This is a genomic window from Streptomyces sp. NPDC059787, assembly GCF_042732315.1.
GTDB lineage: Bacteria > Actinomycetota > Actinomycetes > Streptomycetales > Streptomycetaceae > Streptomyces > Streptomyces atrovirens.
The window spans coordinates 86,072-103,404 of the sequence record NZ_JBHWHX010000015.1; the positions used below are offsets into that span (position 1 = coordinate 86,072).

At 72.5% G+C, this 17,333-nt stretch carries 13 protein-coding genes; 10 read left to right on the forward strand and 3 right to left on the reverse strand.

Annotated elements, in window-relative coordinates; translation table 11 throughout:
* Nucleotides 1-21: 21 nt before the first annotated feature.
* A complete protein-coding gene (gene mmpA, locus ACFV5H_RS16925; RefSeq protein ID WP_385055740.1) occupies nt 22-168 on the forward strand; it encodes a morphogenic membrane protein MmpA in 147 nt (48 codons plus the stop codon).
* A 172-nt stretch (nt 169-340) separates the two neighbouring features.
* Here the strand turns inward: mmpA and ACFV5H_RS16930 are convergent, their stop codons facing one another.
* Nucleotides 341-1,519, reverse strand: coding sequence for a saccharopine dehydrogenase family protein (locus tag ACFV5H_RS16930; RefSeq protein ID WP_385195483.1), 1,179 nt, complete (start codon nt 1,517-1,519; stop codon nt 341-343).
* A gap of 273 nt (nt 1,520-1,792) precedes the next feature.
* Here ACFV5H_RS16930 and ACFV5H_RS16935 point away from each other — a divergent pair, with 273 nt between their 5' ends.
* Genes ACFV5H_RS16935 through ACFV5H_RS16945 form a run of 3 tightly spaced genes read left to right on the forward strand, consistent with a single transcriptional unit; the run spans nt 1,793 to nt 6,390 of the window.
* Complete coding sequence (locus ACFV5H_RS16935) at nt 1,793-2,947, forward strand: CaiB/BaiF CoA transferase family protein (protein ID WP_385195486.1); 1,155 nt, start codon at nt 1,793-1,795, stop codon at nt 2,945-2,947.
* Nucleotides 2,948-2,958: 11 nt separating this feature from the next.
* Nucleotides 2,959-4,173 carry an acetyl-CoA C-acetyltransferase gene (locus ACFV5H_RS16940; RefSeq protein ID WP_385055748.1) on the forward strand — a complete coding sequence of 405 codons (1,215 nt, stop codon included), beginning with the start codon at nt 2,959-2,961 and terminating at the stop codon, nt 4,171-4,173.
* A gap of 39 nt (nt 4,174-4,212) precedes the next feature.
* On the forward strand, nt 4,213-6,390 hold the full coding sequence (locus ACFV5H_RS16945) for a 3-hydroxyacyl-CoA dehydrogenase NAD-binding domain-containing protein (protein WP_385195489.1): 2,178 nt from the start codon (nt 4,213-4,215) through the stop codon (nt 6,388-6,390).
* A gap of 30 nt (nt 6,391-6,420) precedes the next feature.
* Here ACFV5H_RS16945 and ACFV5H_RS16950 read toward each other — a convergent pair whose 3' ends face one another.
* On the reverse strand, nt 6,421-7,116 hold the full coding sequence (locus tag ACFV5H_RS16950; RefSeq protein ID WP_385055754.1) for a MerR family transcriptional regulator: 696 nt from the start codon (nt 7,114-7,116) through the stop codon (nt 6,421-6,423).
* 220 nt (nt 7,117-7,336) lie between these two features.
* On the opposite strand from ACFV5H_RS16950, the gene ACFV5H_RS16955 reads away from it, so the two are divergent.
* The 4 genes from ACFV5H_RS16955 (at nt 7,337) to ACFV5H_RS16970 (ending at nt 13,256) form a co-directional block, all read left to right on the forward strand.
* Nucleotides 7,337-8,791 carry an amino acid permease gene (locus ACFV5H_RS16955; protein ID WP_385055757.1) on the forward strand — a complete coding sequence of 485 codons (1,455 nt, stop codon included), beginning with the start codon at nt 7,337-7,339 and terminating at the stop codon, nt 8,789-8,791.
* Nucleotides 8,792-8,833: 42 nt separating this feature from the next.
* Nucleotides 8,834-9,313 (forward strand): macro domain-containing protein, encoded by a 480-nt coding sequence (locus ACFV5H_RS16960; protein ID WP_385055760.1) that lies wholly within the window; start codon nt 8,834-8,836, stop codon nt 9,311-9,313.
* Nucleotides 9,314-9,441: 128 nt separating this feature from the next.
* Nucleotides 9,442-11,394: a Xaa-Pro dipeptidyl-peptidase gene (locus ACFV5H_RS16965; RefSeq protein WP_385195492.1), complete on the forward strand. Its 1,953-nt coding sequence runs from the start codon at nt 9,442-9,444 to the stop codon at nt 11,392-11,394.
* A 140-nt stretch (nt 11,395-11,534) separates the two neighbouring features.
* Nucleotides 11,535-13,256: a BCCT family transporter gene (locus tag ACFV5H_RS16970; protein WP_385195495.1), complete on the forward strand. Its 1,722-nt coding sequence runs from the start codon at nt 11,535-11,537 to the stop codon at nt 13,254-13,256.
* A gap of 209 nt (nt 13,257-13,465) precedes the next feature.
* On the opposite strand, the gene ACFV5H_RS16975 is transcribed toward ACFV5H_RS16970, so the two are convergent.
* Complete coding sequence (locus ACFV5H_RS16975) at nt 13,466-14,419, reverse strand: FAD-dependent oxidoreductase (RefSeq protein ID WP_385195497.1); 954 nt, start codon at nt 14,417-14,419, stop codon at nt 13,466-13,468.
* A 66-nt stretch (nt 14,420-14,485) separates the two neighbouring features.
* On the opposite strand from ACFV5H_RS16975, the gene ACFV5H_RS16980 reads away from it, so the two are divergent.
* Both ACFV5H_RS16980 and ACFV5H_RS16985 read left to right on the forward strand, forming a co-directional pair.
* Nucleotides 14,486-15,508 (forward strand): oxidoreductase, encoded by a 1,023-nt coding sequence (locus tag ACFV5H_RS16980; RefSeq protein ID WP_385195499.1) that lies wholly within the window; start codon nt 14,486-14,488, stop codon nt 15,506-15,508.
* Nucleotides 15,509-15,556: 48 nt separating this feature from the next.
* A complete protein-coding gene (locus ACFV5H_RS16985; RefSeq protein ID WP_385195501.1) occupies nt 15,557-17,203 on the forward strand; it encodes an ABC-F family ATP-binding cassette domain-containing protein in 1,647 nt (548 codons plus the stop codon).
* The last annotated feature ends 130 nt before the right edge of the window (nt 17,204-17,333 follow it).

The window sequence follows — 17,333 nt, forward strand, 5'->3', positions numbered from 1 at the left end:
CGCCCCGCCAGGCTGGCGTGCATGACAACACACCGCGCACCCGAGCCTGTTGCCGCCGACGGACGGCCCGCCGAGCGGGCCGTGACCGTGGGGCTCGCCCTTGCCGTACTGGCCGGGCTGGGCTGGATCGTCGGGATGGTCTACACGTTGGCCGAGTGGCCGCTCTGACGCCCTCACCCGCCCGAGGGCGGGCGACCGGTCCGTACCGCTCCGCGGTACCACCACGGGTTCCTGTGTCACGGGCCTCCGCCGACCGGTGAGGGCCGGTCCGACGTGACCCCCGCCGGCCTGACGTCCCGCCCGTCCGGCGGCGGACCGGACGGCTCCGTCGCCCGGCTCCTCAGCGTGTGGCGGCGACGCGGAAGCGGATGCCCGCCGCGCGGAGGCGGTCGATCAGCGCGTCGCCCATCGCCGCCGCCGTCGTGACCTGGCCGGCCGTCGGCGGGAGGTCGTCGAAGGCCAGGCAGAGCGCCCCCTCGGCCAGCATCTTCGCCGTCTCGCCGTAACCGGGGTCGCCGCCCGCGACCTCCGTGTACACCCGGCGCCCGCCGCCCTCACCGACGAAGCGGACGGTGAACCAGCTCCGGGCACGCTTCTCCGGGCCCGGCCCGTCGCCGGGTCCGAGCCGGTCGGAGAGCCGGCGCCGCAGCGGCGGGAACTGGGCCGCCGTCACCAGTGCGCCCACGGCCGCCACCCCGCCCACCGCCACCGGAAGCCGCCGCACGGCCGCGTAGTGCCGGTAGCGGAAGTCGGGACCGTACCGGTCGAGCGCCCTGGCCGAACGGCGCACGATCTGCGCGTCGATGGTCGGCAGGGGCAGGGCCCAGGCGCCGACCTCCGGCGCGTAGCGCGGCGCGCCCGTCGGGGCCGACGCCCGGCGGCCCACCAGCCTCGGTTCATGGCGCCGGCGGTCCAGGGCCGCCGCGCGGAGCCCGCGGTGCCGGGCGAACTGGTTCAGCGCCGAGGCGAAGGTCCCGCCCGAGAAGGCCGCGTCGACGGTCACGAAGCCGTCCACGGTCAGCGGCACCCCCTCCGGGAGCCGCCGCACGGTGAAGTACGCGCCCAGGTCGTGCGGCACCGAGTCGAAGCCGCAGGCGTGCACCAGCCGCGCCCCGGTCTCCCGCGCGCGTGCGTCGTGCCGGACGTACATCAGGTCCACGAACTCCGGCTCACCCGTGAGGTCGACGTAGTCCGCCCCGGTGTCCGCGCAGGCGGCGACGAGTTCCTCGCCGTACTCCACATAGGGGCCGACGGTCGTGGCGACCACCCGCGCGTGCTCGGCGAGGGCGCGCAGCGAGGCAGGGTCGGACACGTCCGCCCGCAGCAGCCCGACCTCCGCGCCGCCGGGCAGCCGGTCCCGCAGTCGCTCCAGCTTCTCCGGGCTGCGCCCGGCGATCGCCCAGCGCAGCCCGGCGGGGGCACGACCGGCGAGATACTCCGCGGTCAGGGTTCCGACGAAGCCGGTCGCTCCGAAGAGCACGATGTCGTACGGACGGTCCGTCCTTTTCAGCCTGCTCATGACACCCCTTGGTCGTGCAGCCGCGCCGCTGTCGGTGGCCGAGGCTAGCGTGAGGGGTGCGGAGCCCGACGACGAGCCCGGAGGAAACCGATGACCGCGCCCCGAACGCCCTGAAGAAGAGGGAAAAGGCGCGACAGCGCGTGGACCGGCGCGGGAGACGGGCGCCGCGCCGTACAGTGGCCAAGCGCTTGCTCGCCCGGTCTTGTGCCGGGTGGAACACGTTCCTAACATCATGGGTGTTACACCAGTAGTGTCACAGCCGATGGGGGCTCGATGACGGAGGCGAAGACGCCGGGACACGGTCCGCTCGGCGGCGTGCGCGTGGTCGAGCTGGCCGGGATCGGGCCCGGCCCGTTCGCCGCCATGCTCCTCGCCGACCTGGGCGCCGACGTCGTACGCGTGGACCGCCCCGGCGGCCCCGGACTGGGGATCGACCCCGCCCTCGACGTGACCAACCGCAACAAGCGCTCAGTGATCGTCGACCTGAAGGCCCCCGACGGCCCCGCCCGCGTCCTCGACCTCGTCGAACGCGCCGACGTGCTCATCGAGGGCTACCGCCCCGGAGTCGCCGAGCGGCTCGGCGTCGGCCCCGGGGACTGCCGCACCCGCAACCCGCGCCTGGTCTACGGCCGGATGACCGGCTGGGGCCAGCAGGGCCCCCTCGCCGACCGCGCGGGCCACGACATCGCCTACATCGCCCTCACCGGCACCCTCGGCATGATCGGCGACCCGGACAGGCCCCCGGCCGTCCCGGCCAACCTGCTCGGCGACTACGCGGGCGGTTCCCTCTACCTCGTCGTCGGCGTCCTCGCCGCGCTGCACCACGCACGCGCGACCGGCACCGGACAGGTCGTCGACGCCGCCGTCGTGGACGGCACCGCCCACCTCTCCGCGATGATCCACGGCATGCTCGCCGCCGGCGCCTGGCAGGACCGGCGCGGCGCCAACCTCCTCGACGGCGGCTGCCCCTACTACGGCACCTACGGGACCGCCGACGGCAAGCACATGGCGGTGGGCGCGCTGGAGCCGCGGTTCTACGCCGAGTTCCTGCGCCTGCTCGGCATCGACGACCGGAGCGAGGCGCACACCGACGTCACCCGCTGGCCGGAGCTGCGCGCGCAGGTCGCCGCCCGCTTCAGGACCCGCACCCGCGACGAGTGGACGGCCCGCTTCGACGGATCCGACGCGTGCGTGGCACCCGTGCTGTCCCTGCGCGAGGCCCCGCACCACCCGCACCTCGCCGCCCGGGGCACCTTCACCGACCACGCCGGCATCACCCAGCCCGCACCGGCCCCGCGGTTCTCCGCGACCCCCGCCGGCGTCCGCACCGGGCCCGCCCGGCCGGGCGCCGACACCGACGACGTGGCCCGCGACTGGGACGTACCACGCCTGCTGTCCCCGGCCCCGAAGCCCCCGAACCCCCAGTGAAAGGCCCTCCCGTGAGCACCGAAGCGTACGTGTACGACGCGATCCGCACCCCGCGCGGGCGCGGCAAGGCCAACGGAGCCCTGCACGGCACCAAGCCCGTCGACCTGGTCGTCGGCCTCATCCACGAGGTCCGCGACCGCTTCCCCGGCCTCGACCCGGCAGCCGTCGACGACATCGTGCTCGGCGTCGTCGGCCCGGTCGGCGACCAGGGCTCCGACATCGCCCGCATCGCCGCCATCGCCGCCGGACTGCCCGACACGGTGGCGGGCGTGCAGGAGAACCGCTTCTGTGCCTCGGGCCTGGAGGCCGTCAACCTGGCCGCCGCCAAGGTCCGCTCCGGCTGGGAGGACCTGGTCCTCGCGGGCGGCGTCGAGTCGATGTCCCGGGTGCCGATGGCCTCGGACGGGGGCGCCTGGTTCAACGATCCGATGACCAACCTCGCCACCGACTTCGTCCCGCAGGGCATCGGCGCCGACCTGATCGCCACCGTCGAGGGCTTCTCCCGGCGGGACGTCGACGAGTACGCCGCCCTGTCGCAGGAGCGCGCGGCCACCGCCTGGAAGGAGAACCGCTTCGAGCGGTCCGTCGTCCCGGTGCGGGACCGCAGCGGCCTCACCGTCCTCGACCACGACGAGCACCTGCGCCCCGGCACCACCGCCGACTCGCTGGCCGGGCTGAAGCCGTCCTTCGCGGACATCGGCGAACTGGGCGGCTTCGACGCCGTGGCCCTGCAGAAGTACCACTGGGTCGAGAAGATCGACCACGTCCACCACGCGGGCAACTCCTCCGGCATCGTCGACGGCGCCGCGCTCGTCGCCATCGGCTCCAAGGAGGTCGGCGACCGCTACGGACTCACCCCGCGCGCCAGGATCGTCTCCGCCGCCGTGTCCGGGTCCGAGCCCACCATCATGCTCACCGGCCCCGCCCCCGCCACCCGCAAGGCCCTCGCCAAGGCCGGCCTGACCATCGACGACATCGACCTCGTCGAGATCAACGAGGCGTTCGCCGCGGTCGTCCTGCGCTTCGCGCGGGACATGGGCCTGTCCCTGGACAAGGTCAACGTCAACGGCGGCGCCATCGCGCTGGGCCACCCGCTCGGCGCCACCGGCGCGATGATCCTCGGCACCCTCGTCGACGAACTCGAGCGCCAGGACAAGCGCTACGGCCTCGCCACGCTGTGCGTGGGCGGCGGCATGGGCATCGCCACCGTCGTCGAACGCCTCTGAATCCCGGCGACCCGCCACCTCACTCACGGAGACCCCCTCATGACCGAGAGCACCACCATCCGCTGGGAACAGGACCGCACCGGCGTCGTCACCCTCGTCCTCGACGACCCCCACCAGTCCGCGAACACCATGAACCAGGCGTTCCGCGACTCCCTCGCCGTGATCACCGACCGCCTGGAGGCGGAGAAGGACTCCATCCGCGGCGTCATCGTCACCTCCGCCAAGAAGACCTTCTTCGCCGGCGGCGACCTGCGCGACCTCATCCGGGTCACCCCCGAGACGGCACAGGACCTCTTCGACGGCGGCATGGCCATCAAACGGCACCTGCGCCGCATCGAGACCCTCGGCAAGCCCGTCGTCGCCGCGATCAACGGCGCGGCCCTCGGCGGCGGCTACGAACTCGCCCTCGCCTGCCACCACCGGATCGCCCTCGACGCCCCCGGCTCCAAGATCGGCTGCCCCGAGGTCACCCTCGGCCTGCTCCCCGGAGGCGGCGGCGTCGTCCGCACCGTCCGCATGCTCGGCATCACCGACGCGCTGCTGAAGGTGCTCCTCCAGGGCACCCAGTACAACCCGCGCCGCGCCCAGCAGAACGGCCTGGTCGACGAGATCGCCGACACGCGCGAGGACATGCTCGCCAGGGCCCGCGCCTTCATCGACGCCAACCCCGAGTCCGCCCAGCCCTGGGACAAGCCCGGCTACCGCATCCCCGGCGGCACCCCCGCCCACCCGAAGTTCGCCGCCAACCTCCCCGCCTTCCCGGCCAACCTGCGCAAGCAGACGGGCGGCGCGCCCTACCCGGCCCCACGCAACATCATGGCCGCCGCCGTCGAGGGCTCCCAGGTCGACTTCGAGACCGCCCAGGTCATCGAGGCCCGCTACTTCGTCGAGCTGGCCGCCGGACAGACCTCGAAGAACATGATCCAGGCGTTCTTCTTCGACCTCCAGGCCGTCAACTCCGGCGCCAACCGCCCGAAGGGCATCGAGCCCCGCAAGGTGACCAGGGTGGCCGTCCTCGGCGCCGGGATGATGGGCGCGGGCATCGCCTACTCGTGCGCCCGCGCGGGCATCGACGTCGTCCTGAAGGACGTCTCCCTGGAAGCCGCCGTCAAGGGCAAGGGCTACTCCGAGAAGCTGTGCGCCAAGGCCGTCGCCAAGGGCCGCACCAGCCAGGAGAAGGCCGACGCGCTGCTCGCCCGGATCACGCCCACCGCCGAGGCCGCCGACCTCGCCGGCTGTGACGCGGTCATCGAGGCCGTGTTCGAGGACACCTCCCTCAAGCACAAGGTGTTCCAGGAGATCCAGGACGTCGTCGCCCCCGACGCGCTGCTGTGCTCCAACACCTCCACCCTGCCCATCACCGCCCTCGCCGAGGGCGTCGAGCGCCAGGCCGACTTCATCGGGCTGCACTTCTTCTCACCCGTCGACCGGATGCCGCTGGTCGAGATCATCAAGGGCGGGCGCACCGGGGACGAGGCGCTGGCCCGCGCCTTCGACCTGGTCCGGCAGATCAACAAGACCCCGATCGTCGTCAACGACTCGCGCGGCTTCTTCACCTCGCGCGTCATCGGGCACTTCATCAACGAGGGCGTCGCCATGGTCGGCGAGGGCATCGAGCCCGCCTCGGTCGAGCAGGCCGCCGCGCAGGCGGGCTACCCGGCCAAGGTGCTCTCCCTGATGGACGAGCTGACGCTCACCCTCCCGCGCAAGATCCGTAACGAGACGAGGCGGGCCGTCGAGGAGGCCGGCGGCACCTGGACCGCACACCCCGCCGAGGCGGTCATCGACCGCATGGTCGACGAGTTTGAGCGCCCCGGCCGCAGCGGAGGCGCCGGCTTCTACGAGTACGGCGAGGACGGCAGGCGCGGCAGTCTGTGGCCCGGACTGCGCGAGCACTTCGCCAAGGCCGGACACCGGATCCCGTTCCGCGACATGCAGGAGCGCATGCTGTTCGCCGAGGCGCTGGACACCGTCCGGCTCCTGGAGGAGGGCGTGCTCACCTCCGTCGCCGACGCCAACATCGGCTCCGTCCTCGGCATCGGCTTCCCCGGCTGGACCGGCGGAGTCCTCCAGTACATCAACGGCTACGAGGGCGGCCTGCCCGGATTCACGGCCCGCGCGCGTGAACTCGCCGAGCGCTACGGCGAGCGCTTCACCCCGCCGGCGCTGCTGGTGGCGAAGGCGGAGAAGGGGGAGGTCTTCACGGACGCCCGCTGACCCGCCGCAGGGGGTGACGGGCCCGTCCCGTCACCCCTCTTCGTCGAGCCACTCCCGCAGCTCCTCCCGCAGCGACCGCTGGAAGGTGGTCAGCAGCGCCTGCACCACCAGCGGATGCATCCGGGCGGACAGGGACCGCACGTCCCGCGCGTCCCGCTCCGCGACCGCGTCGCGCAGCAGCCGCGACAGCTCGCGGGCGGCCGCGCGGGAGTGCTCGGTGAGCGCGGTGCGCGCGGCGAGGACCGTCTCGTGGGACAGCGGTACGTCCAGCAGCTCCACCCCGAGGCTCAGCAGCCCGGGGTCGACCCGCAGCACCTCGCCGTCCCGCTCGACGACGCCCATCGCCGCCAGCTGCTCCACGTCCTCCTCGCCCAGCGCCCGCCCCGCGCGGCGCTCCAGCTCCCCGCGCGGCACCGTCTCCACCGCCTCGGGCGCCCAGGAGGCCACCACCGCCCGCTGGACCGCCAGGTCCCGGGCGCTCAGACCCGGCGGGAGCTGCCCCAGATACCGCTCGATCGCCGCCAGCGTCATGCCCAGGTGCTGCAACTCCTCGATGAGCTCCAGCCGGGCCAGATGCTCCCGCCCGTAGTGACCGACCCGCCGGGGACCGATCACCGGCGGCGGCAGCAGCCCCTTGGTGCCGTAGAAACGGACCGTGCGCACGGTGACACCGGCTCGGGCCGCCAGTTCGTCGATCGTGAGCGGCTGCTCGGTCTCGGTCGTCATGTGCAGCAGTATCGCTGTCCCACCACCGCTGTGACACCTCGGCTGTCACCCCGCGCGGGCGTGTGAGATGTTCCCCGGTGTGACGTGCGCCATCGCATGAGGCGCCGCACTTCCGGAAAGGTGCCCCCTCGGTCCGTGCCGTGATCCGAGCGCGCCGGCCGAGGCAATCCGGACACCCGGGCGCGACCCGCCCGAGCGCACCAGAGAGTGGAACCACTTCGTGAGCAAGGACGCCGTCACCACGGCACCCACCGCGGCGGCCCCGACGTCCGCGGACGCGGGCGACGCCGGCTACAGCAAGGACCTCAAGGCCCGCCACGTCAACATGATCGCCATCGGCGGCGCGATCGGCACCGGGCTCTTCCTGGGCGCCGGAGGACGCCTGCACGACGCGGGCCCGGCGCTCGCCCTGGCCTACCTGGTCTGCGGCGTCTTCGCCTTCTTCGTCGTCCGAGCCCTGGGCGAGCTGGTCCTGTACCGGCCGTCGTCCGGCTCCTTCGTGTCGTACGCGCGCGAGTTCCTCGGCGAGAAGGGCGCGTACGTCGCCGGCTGGATGTACTTCCTCAACTGGTCGACCACCGGCATCGCCGACATCACCGCGATCGCCCTCTACACGCACTACTGGAGCGCGTTCACCGACATCCCGCAGTGGGTGCTCGCGCTGATCGCCCTCGCCGTGGTCCTCGCGGTGAACCTGATCTCGGTGAAGATCTTCGGCGAGATGGAGTTCTGGTTCGCGATCGTCAAGGTCGCCACCCTCGTCGCCTTCATGCTCATCGGCGTCTTCCTGCTCGCCACCCGGCACGAGGTGGGCGGCGGCACTCCCGGCCCGAGCATGATCACCGACAACGGCGGCATCCTCCCGCACGGTGTGCTGCCGGTCGTCCTCGTCATGCAGGGCGTGGTCTTCGCGTACGCGGCGCTGGAACTGGTAGGTGTCGCCGCGGGCGAGACCGCCGAACCGGAGAAGGTCGTCCCCCGCGCGGTGAACTCCATCATGTGGCGCGTCGGCCTCTTCTACGTCGGCTCCGTCGTCCTGCTCGCCCTCCTGCTCCCCGGCTCGATGTACTCGGCCGGCGAGAGCCCCTTCGTGACGGTCCTGTCGAAGATCGGCGTCCCGGCCGCCGGCGACGTGATGAACCTCGTCGTCCTCACGGCCGCGATGTCCTCCCTGAACTCCGGCCTGTACTCCACCGGCCGCATCCTGCGCTCCATGGCCATGGCGGGTTCCGCCCCGAGGTTCACCGCCCGCATGAACCGCAGCCAGGTGCCCTACGGCGGCATCCTGCTGACCTGCGGCGTGTGCGTCCTCGGCGTCGGACTGAACTTCCTCATGCCGGCCCAGGCCTTCGAGATCGTGCTGAACGTCGCCTCCCTCGGCATCATCAGCACCTGGGTGATCATCATGATCTGCCACCTGGTCTTCGTCCGCCGCGCCCGCGCCGGACTTCTCGCCCGCCCGTCCTTCCGGCTCCCCGGCAGCCCGGTCACCGAGATCGCGACCATCGCCTTCCTGGTCTCCGTCCTCGGCCTGATGTGGAACGACCCGGAGGTCGGCCGCAAGACGCTGCTGCTCGTCCCGGTGATCGCCGCGATGCTGGTCGGCGGCTGGTACGGCGTCCGCCGCCGGGTGGCGCGGAACACCGACCAGGAGCTCTCGCGGCTGACGAGGTAGCAGGCCGCAGCCACTGTCAGTGGCAACGCCTACGGTGGCGTCATGTCGGGGATCACATATGTCCGGGGTGACGCCACCGTTCCGTCGGTGAAGGGCGTCAAGGTCATCGCCCATGTCTGCAACGACATCGGCGGGTGGGGGAAGGGCTTCGTCCTGGCGGTATCGCGCCGCTGGCCCGGACCGGAGGCCGCCTACCGCGCCTGGCACCGTGACCGCGCCGCGAACGACTTCGGTCTGGGCGCGGTCCAGCTGGTCCAGGTGGACCGGTACGTCTGGGTGGCCAACATGATCGGCCAGCGGGGCACACGGACGGGCAGCAAGGGCGTCCCCGTCCGCTACGAGGCGATCGACACCGCCCTCGGCCGCCTCGCCGGCAGGGCGACGGAGCTGAACGCCTCCGTGCACATGCCCCGCATCGGCTGCGGCCTGGCCGGCGGCAAGTGGTCCCGCGTCGAACCGCTGATCACCGAGCGGCTGGTGGAACGCGGCATACCGGTGACGGTGTACGACCACGGCGACTGAGCCGACCCGTCACCGCTCCCGCTCGGGAGCCGGTGCGTCCCACCAGACGCGGTTTCAGCCATCGGTGTCCCCATGGGGCGTCAACCGCCCTCTTCTGCACCCGAGTTCACCCATGTACCGTCCCGCGCATGCCGAAACGCACGCGCTTCACGATCTGGAGATCACTTGCGACGGCGGCCACCGCCGCCCTGACGGCCGCACTCCTCACCCCCACGGCCGCACACGCCGCGCCACCGCGCGAGAGCCTGCCCGTCCACTCCTACGACGACGCCGTCCGCGAGGCCGTCTGGGTGGACACCGGACTCGACGAGGACCGGGACGGCCGCACCGACCGGGTCGCCGTCGACATCGTCCGCCCCCGCGAACCCGCGCAGCGGGGCCGGAAGGTCCCCGTCATCATGGACGCCAGCCCGTACTACTCCTGCTGCGGGCGCGGCAACGAGAGCCAGAAGAAGACCTACGACGCGAACGGCGACGTCGTGCGGATGCCGCTGTTCTACGACAACTACTTCGTGCCGCGCGGCTACGCCGTCGTCGGCGTCGACCTGGCCGGAACCAACCGGTCCGACGGCTGTGTGGACGTCGGGGGCCGCTCCGACATCCGGTCCGCGAAGGCCGTCGTCGACTGGCTGAACGGCCGCGGCAAGGCGTACACCACCCGCACCGGCACCGAACGGGCCAGGGCCGACTGGACGAACGGCCGCACCGCAATGATCGGCAAGAGCTGGGACGGCACCATCGCCAACGGCGTCGCCGCCACCGGCGTCGAGGGCCTGGAGACCATCGTCCCGATCGCCGCGATCTCCTCCTGGTACGACTACTACTTCACCCAGGGCGCCCCGCTCTACGACTCCGGCCCGGACTGGCTGTCCCAGTACGTCGAGAGCCCCGAGGCCCGCGCACAGTGCGCCGAGGTCCAGCGCGAACTCGTCGAGGGCGCCCCGCGCACCGGCGACCTGACGCCCATGTGGACCGAACGCGACTACACGCGCGCCGCGAAGAAGGTGAAGGCCAGCGTCTTCCTGGTGCACGGCATGCAGGACCTCAACGTACGGATGCAGCACGTCGGCCCGTGGTGGGACGCCCTCGCGAAGAACGGCGTCGAGCGCAAGATCTGGCTCTCCCAGACCGGCCACGTCGACCCCTTCGACTTCCGCCGCGCCGAATGGGTCGACACCCTGCACCGCTGGTTCGACCATGAACTCCTCGGCTACGACAACGGCATCGACCGCGAGCCCATGGCCGACATCGAACGCCGGCCCGACCAGTGGGTGACCTCGACGAGCTGGCCCCCGCGCGGCACGCACACCACGACCCTGCGCCCCGCCCGGGGCACCGAGGCCGGCGTCGGCACCCTCGGCCTGCGCAAGGGCAGGGGGACCGAGGCCTTCACCGACGACCCGCGGCTGAGCGAGACCGACTGGGCCGCCCGCGTCGACACCCCGACTCCGGACAAGGCCGGCTTCGTCACCGGCCCGCTCACCCGTGACCTGCGCCTGTCCGGCGCCTCCCGGGTCACCGTCACCGCCACCCCCAGCACACCCACGGCCCACCTCTCCGCCGTACTCGTGGACCTCGGCCCCGACACCGTCCGCGACTACGCCGCCGACGGGGAAGGCATCACCACCCTCCCCGAGCGCACCTGCTGGGGCGCGAGCACCGCGGGCGACAGCTCCTGCTTCCAGGAGACCCGCGCCACGACCACCGACGTCGAGCACACGATCGTCAGCCGTGGCTGGGCCGACCTCGGCAACCACGCCGACGACGGCAGGGGCGAGCCGCTCACCCCCGGCAAGCGGTACACCGTCACCCTCGACCTGGCGGCCACCGACCACGTCGTCCCCGAGGGCCACCGCCTGGCACTGATCGTCGCCGGCACCGACCGGGGCCTGATCGATCCCCCGGCCGACACCCCGACGCTCACCCTCGACCTGGCCCGTACCTCCGCGCGGGTGCCGTTCGTCGGCGGAACGGCCGCCTTCGCCCGCGCCACGGCGGGCTCGCGCACCACGGCCCCGGACACCGTCCTGGACGGGGTGGACCGACCGGATGCCACCGCCCACCGCGTCCCCGGGGCCTGATGAGAAGCGTCCTCGTCGCATACCGCCTGGTGGAGGAGGTGGATACTTTCTGCCACTGAGGTGAGTTTTGCGCCAAAGGTGGTAGGGGCGTAGCGGGAGGAGGGTTCTCCGCCCAACGGCTCTGAGGAAAGGTGCCGCCTGTGACGCAGAACCAGCACAGCGACAAAGACGACACGGCGGGCCCGCTGCCGGGTTCGGAAGCGGGCCTGCCGGGCCGGGAGCGTCCGCGGACCGACCGGGTGGTGTTCGGCGTCACGGCCGTACTCACCCTCGCGTTCGTGCTGTGGGGCGCCGTCGGGACGGACTCGCTCGAGGACGCCTCCACCACCATGCTCGGCGGGCTGATGCACAACGGAGGCTGGGCGTTCATGCTGGCCGCCTCCGGCTTCGTCGTCTTCGCCCTCTGGCTGGCGGCCAGCCGCTACGGCCGGATCCACCTCGGTGCCGAGGGCGAGGAACCGGAGTTCCGCACGGTGTCGTGGATCGCCATGATGTTCAGCGCCGGCATGGGCATCGGCCTGATGTTCTGGGGCGTGAGCGAACCGCTGGCGCACTACACGACACCCCCGCCGGGCACCAGCCCGGCCGACTCGGGCGATCGCATGGAGACGGCCATGGCGACCACCCTCTTCCACTGGACGCTCCACCCGTGGGCGATCTACGCGGTCGTCGGCCTCGCCATCGCCTACAGCACCTTCCGCAGACGCCGCCGTCAGACCATCAGCGCCGTGTTCACCCCGCTCATCGGTGAGAAGAACGCCAACGGCGTCGGCGGCCGGGTCATCGACGTGCTCGCCATCATCGCGACGGTCTTCGGCTCCGCGGCCTCGCTCGGCCTCGGCGCGCTGCAGATCGGCTCCGGTGTGGAGAAGCTCGACTGGATGGGCAAGGTCAGCACGGGGCTGCTGGTCGGCATCATCGCGGTGCTGACCGTGGCGTTCGTGGCCTCCGCGATCTCCGGTGTGGAGAAGGGCATCCAGTGGCTGTCGAACATCAACATGGTGCTGGCCCTGATCCTCGCCGTGTTCGTGTTCGTCGCGGGCCCCACCATCCTCGTCCTCGACCTGCTGCCGACCTCGGTCTTCGGCTACCTCGGTGACCTGCCCCAGCTGGCCGGCCGCACCGAGATCAGCGGCGGTGAGGACGTCCCCGCGTGGCTGGGCAGCTGGACCGTCTTCTACTGGGCCTGGTGGATCTCCTGGACGCCCTTCGTCGGCATGTTCATCGCCCGCATCAGCCGGGGCCGGACCATCCGCCAGTTCATCGGCGGGGTCATCCTGGTCCCCAGCACGGTCAGCCTGGTCTGGTTCGCGATCTTCGGCGGCTCGGCGATGAAGCTGCAGGAGCAGAACCGGCTCGGCGACGAGACGACCCCCGAGGGCCGGCTCTTCGCCGTGCTCCAGGAGTACCCCGTCGCCACCGGCACCAGCCTGCTGGTGATGATCCTCGTCGGTATCTTCTTCGTCTCGGGAGCCGACGCGGCCTCCATCGTGATGGGCACCCTCTCGCAGAAGGGCGCGCTCGAACCCAGCCGCTGGGTGGTGGTCTTCTGGGGCGTGGTCACCGGCGCGGTGGCGGCGATCATGCTGCTGGTCGGCAGCGGGCAGGGCGACGCGCTGACCGGTCTGCAGAACCTCACGATCCTCGCGGCGGCCCCGTTCGTCATCGTGATGATCTTCATGTGCGTGGCACTCATGCGCGACCTGCGCCGCGACCCGCTCATCGTGCGGGGCGAGATGGGCTCGGAAGCGGTGGAGCTCGCGGTCATCGAGGGCCACAGGAAATACGACGGCGAATTCGAGATCCGAGTGGGCCCGGGCCGAGGCCCGGACGTGGAGGGCGACCCCATCGGCAAACACTGACACCCTCGCACACCGGCCGCACGGCTGTGGTGGGCCCGTGCCGATCCGCGGGCATCCGCACGGTTGGGGTGGGTACATGTCGATCTGCTGGCGTCCGCACGGCTGGGGCAGGCGCGTGCCGATCCGCGGGCAGTCGTGCCGCTGGGGCGGCACGGGTGGGCGCGACGGCACCTTGCAGTCAGGAGCCGGCCGAGCACGCCCCGGCCGGTTCAGACGGCGGCGAGTACTGCCGCCTCCTCCGCACAGCCCCACGCCACCGTGACCCCCGCACCCCCGTGACCGTAGTTGTGCACCAGGGCCCGTCCATCCGGCAGGGACACGCGCTCCAGCCGCACCGCGTCCCGAGCCGGCCGCAACCCCACCCGATGCTCCAGAACACGCGCCCCCGCGACAGCCGGACACAGCACCGCACACCGCCGCACGATCGCCTCGGCCACCCCCGGATCCGGCTCCAGGGACCACGCGTCCTCCTCCGCCGTACCCCCCAGCACCAACCGCCCCGGCTGCGGGAAGAGGTACGCCATCGAACCGTCCGCCCCCGTGGACACCGTCCACGTACGGACCCCCGGATTCTCCACGACCACCAACTGCCCCCGCACCGGCCGCACCGAGCGATCCGGCACCAGCTCCCGTGCCCCCAGCCCCGTGCAGTTGACCACCACCGCCGCACCGGCCTCCGCCAGGTCCGCCACCGTACGCGTCTCCACCGCACCCCCCGCCGCCAGGAACCGCTCCCGCAACCACGGCAGATGAACCGGCATGTCGACGAGCGGCAGCCGCGCCCACACCCCCGACCCGACGGGATACTCCTCCGCCGTCGCCACGCGCAGCCCCGGCAGCCGTGCCGCGGCCCACGCGCCGACCTCGTCGAGCCCCGTCTCGCCCAGTACCCCTTCGACCATCCGTACGCCCGTGGCCTCCGGCCGCGCCGCCAGCTCCTCGTACACCTCCAGCGAGCGCAGCGCCCACGCGCGCACCGACGTCACCGGCTCGATCCGGTACGGCCACCACAGCGCGCCCGCGACCGCCGAGGTGGTCCGCCCGACCGGGTCGCGCGTCCACAGCCGTACCCGTACGCCGCGCTCGGCGAGCACCACCGCCGTCGTCAGCCCGACGACCCCGCCGCCGATCACCAGGACATCGCGGTCCAGTCCGGTTCCCATCGGGGGACCGTAGCGGAATATGTCATGCCGTGCTCAGGTCCGTCCCGCGGTGGGAATACTCACAGCATGTCTGCCGAGTACGCGACCTTCGGCCTGGCACCGGCGACGAGAGCCGGTGGACTCCTCGCCGACGGTGCCTACCAAGTCCACCGGGACTTCGTCGACTTCGTCGTCGACGGATGCCCGCTGCTCTTCCGCCTCTCCGACCTGGACGCCGTCTCCCCGCTCGCCTCCGACGTCCCGCCCTCCCTCTTCACCGCCCAGGTCCAGGGCCTGCTGCTGGAGAGCGAGGCACCGCTGCCCGCCGGCCGGTACATCGTCTACGGCTGCCCCGAGTGCGAGGACCTCGCCTGCGGCGCGGTGACCGCGGTCATCGAACGGGACGGCGAGGACTTCATCTGGCGCGACTTCGCCTGGCAGACCGACGAGCACGCCGACCTGGAGCTCAACGGCTACCACGGCCTGGGCCCGTTCCGCTTCCAGGGCACCGAATACCGTACGGCCCTCGCCTCCCTCCTCGACGGCGACGTCCCCGGCGCCCGCCGCCGGGTCCTGCTGATCGGCGCCCGGGTCGCCCTGCTCGCCAGGCTCGCCGCGGCCCTGCGCACCATCGGCATCGGCGCCGACATCGCCCACGACGCGGACGGCGTCCCCGCCGACGAACTGCGCGGCTACGGCGCCGTGGTCTTCGGCCGGTCGGTGAGCGACGGCGAACGCGACGCCGTCCGCCGCGCCTTCGCCGGCGCCGGCGTCGACGTGCCCTGCGTCGACGGCTTCGCCCCCGTCGTCCCGCTCCTCGTCGCCCAGACCGAACAGGCCCTGGAGCGCGGCCCGCGGGACCGGCGCCGCCTGACGGAACTCACCGCCGCCGGCGACGCGGCGGAGCTGGAGGTCGCCTCGTCCTGCCGGGTCAGGCTCACCGCGTACCGGATCGACCGCCTCTCCCGCACCCGCACCCGGGACCTCTTCGACGGCGTGCTCGAACCCGGCCGCCACCGTGTCCCGCTGGACGGCAAGGCGGTGAGGGGCGAGGCGTACCTGGTCGCGCGCACCGGCGGGACGGTACTGGTGACGGAGGTGGCGCGGTGAGAACCGGGGCGCGGCCGGCCGCACGCGGCCATTAGGATCGGCGGTCTGATGACTGCCACCCTCGTCGCCAAGAACCTCGCCGCCGGGCACGGCGACCGCTCCCTGTTCACCGGCCTCGACCTCGTCGTCGCGCCCGGCGACGTGATCGGTCTGGTCGGTGCCAACGGCGCGGGCAAGTCCACGCTGCTGCGCCTGTTCGCCGGCCTCACCGCACCGGAACAGGGCGAGCTGCGCCTCTCCCCGCCCACCGCGACCGTCGGGCACCTCCCGCAGGAGCCGGAGCGCCGGCCCGGCGAGAGCGTACGGGCGTTCCTGGCCCGTCGTACCGGTGTCGCCGAGGCTCAGCGGACCATGGACGAGGCGACCCAGGCCCTGGTCGACGGCGCGCCGGGCGCGGACGACGCGTACGCCACCAGCCTGGAGCGCTGGCTGTCCCTGGGCGGCGCCGACCTCGACGAGCGCGCCGAGGAGGTCGCCGGCTCCCTCGGCCTGGCCGTCGGCCTGGACCAGCCGATGACCTCACTCTCCGGAGGCCAGGCGGCCCGCGCCGGACTCGCCTCCCTCCTCCTCTCCCGCTACGACGTCTTCCTCCTCGACGAGCCGACCAACGACCTCGACCTGGACGGCCTGGAACGCCTCGAACGCTTCGTGACCGGCCTGCGCGCCGGCACGGTCGTCGTCAGCCACGACCGCGAGTTCCTCACCCGCACGGTCACCAAGGTCCTCGAACTCGACCTCGCCCAGCGGCAGATCAACCTCTACGGCGGTGGCTACGAGGCCTATCTGGAGGAGCGGGACGTGGCCCGCCGGCACGCCCGCGACGAGTACGAGGAGTACGCCGACAAGAAGGCCGCGCTCCAGGACCGGGCGCAGACGCAGCGCGCCTGGATGGACAAGGGCGTGAAGAACGCGCGCCGCAAGGCGGGCAACGACAACGACAAGATCGGCCGCAAGTTCCGCAGCGAGGCCAGCGAGAAGCAGGCCGCGAAGGCGCGTCAGACCCAGCGCATGATCGAACGCCTGGAGGTGGTCGAGGAGCCGCGCAAGGAGTGGGAGCTGCGCATGGAGATCGCGTCGGCCCCTCGCTCGGGCGCGGTCGTCGCCACCCTCCGGGACGCCGAGGTCCGACGCGGAGGCTTCACGCTCGGCCCGGTCTCCCTGCAGATCGACTGGGCGGACCGGGTGGCGGTGACGGGCGCGAACGGCGCCGGCAAGTCCACCCTGCTCGGCGCCCTCCTGGGCCGCGTCCCGCTCGACGCCGGGCACGCGGCGCTCGGCTCCGGCGTCCTGCTCGGCGAGGTCGACCAGGCCCGCGCGCTGTTCCACGGCCCGGAGACCCTGCTCGACGCGTTCCGCCCGGCGGTCCCCGACCTGGACCCGGCCGACATCCGCACGCTCCTGGCCAAGTTCGGCCTCAAGGCGGACCACGTCGTGCGCCCCGCGGCCACCCTCTCCCCGGGCGAACGCACGAGGGCAGCCCTGGCCCTCCTCCAGGGCAGGGGCGTCAACCTCCTGATCCTCGACGAGCCGACCAACCACCTGGACCTACCGGCGATCGAACAACTCGAATCAGCCCTGAACACCTACCAGGGCACCCTCCTCCTGATCACCCACGACCGCCGCATGCTGAACGCGGTGAGGGTCAACAGGCGCCTGGAGGTCACGGACGGCAAGGTGACGGAGGCCCCCGCGTAACCGCGGGCAGTCACCCCACCCGCCCCTCCGCGGGCAGTCACCCCGCCCCTCCGCGGGTAGTCACCCCCGCCCCCTCCGCGGGCAATCGTGCCGCCGGGGCGGCACGGGTGGGCGCGGGCGGCACCCGGCA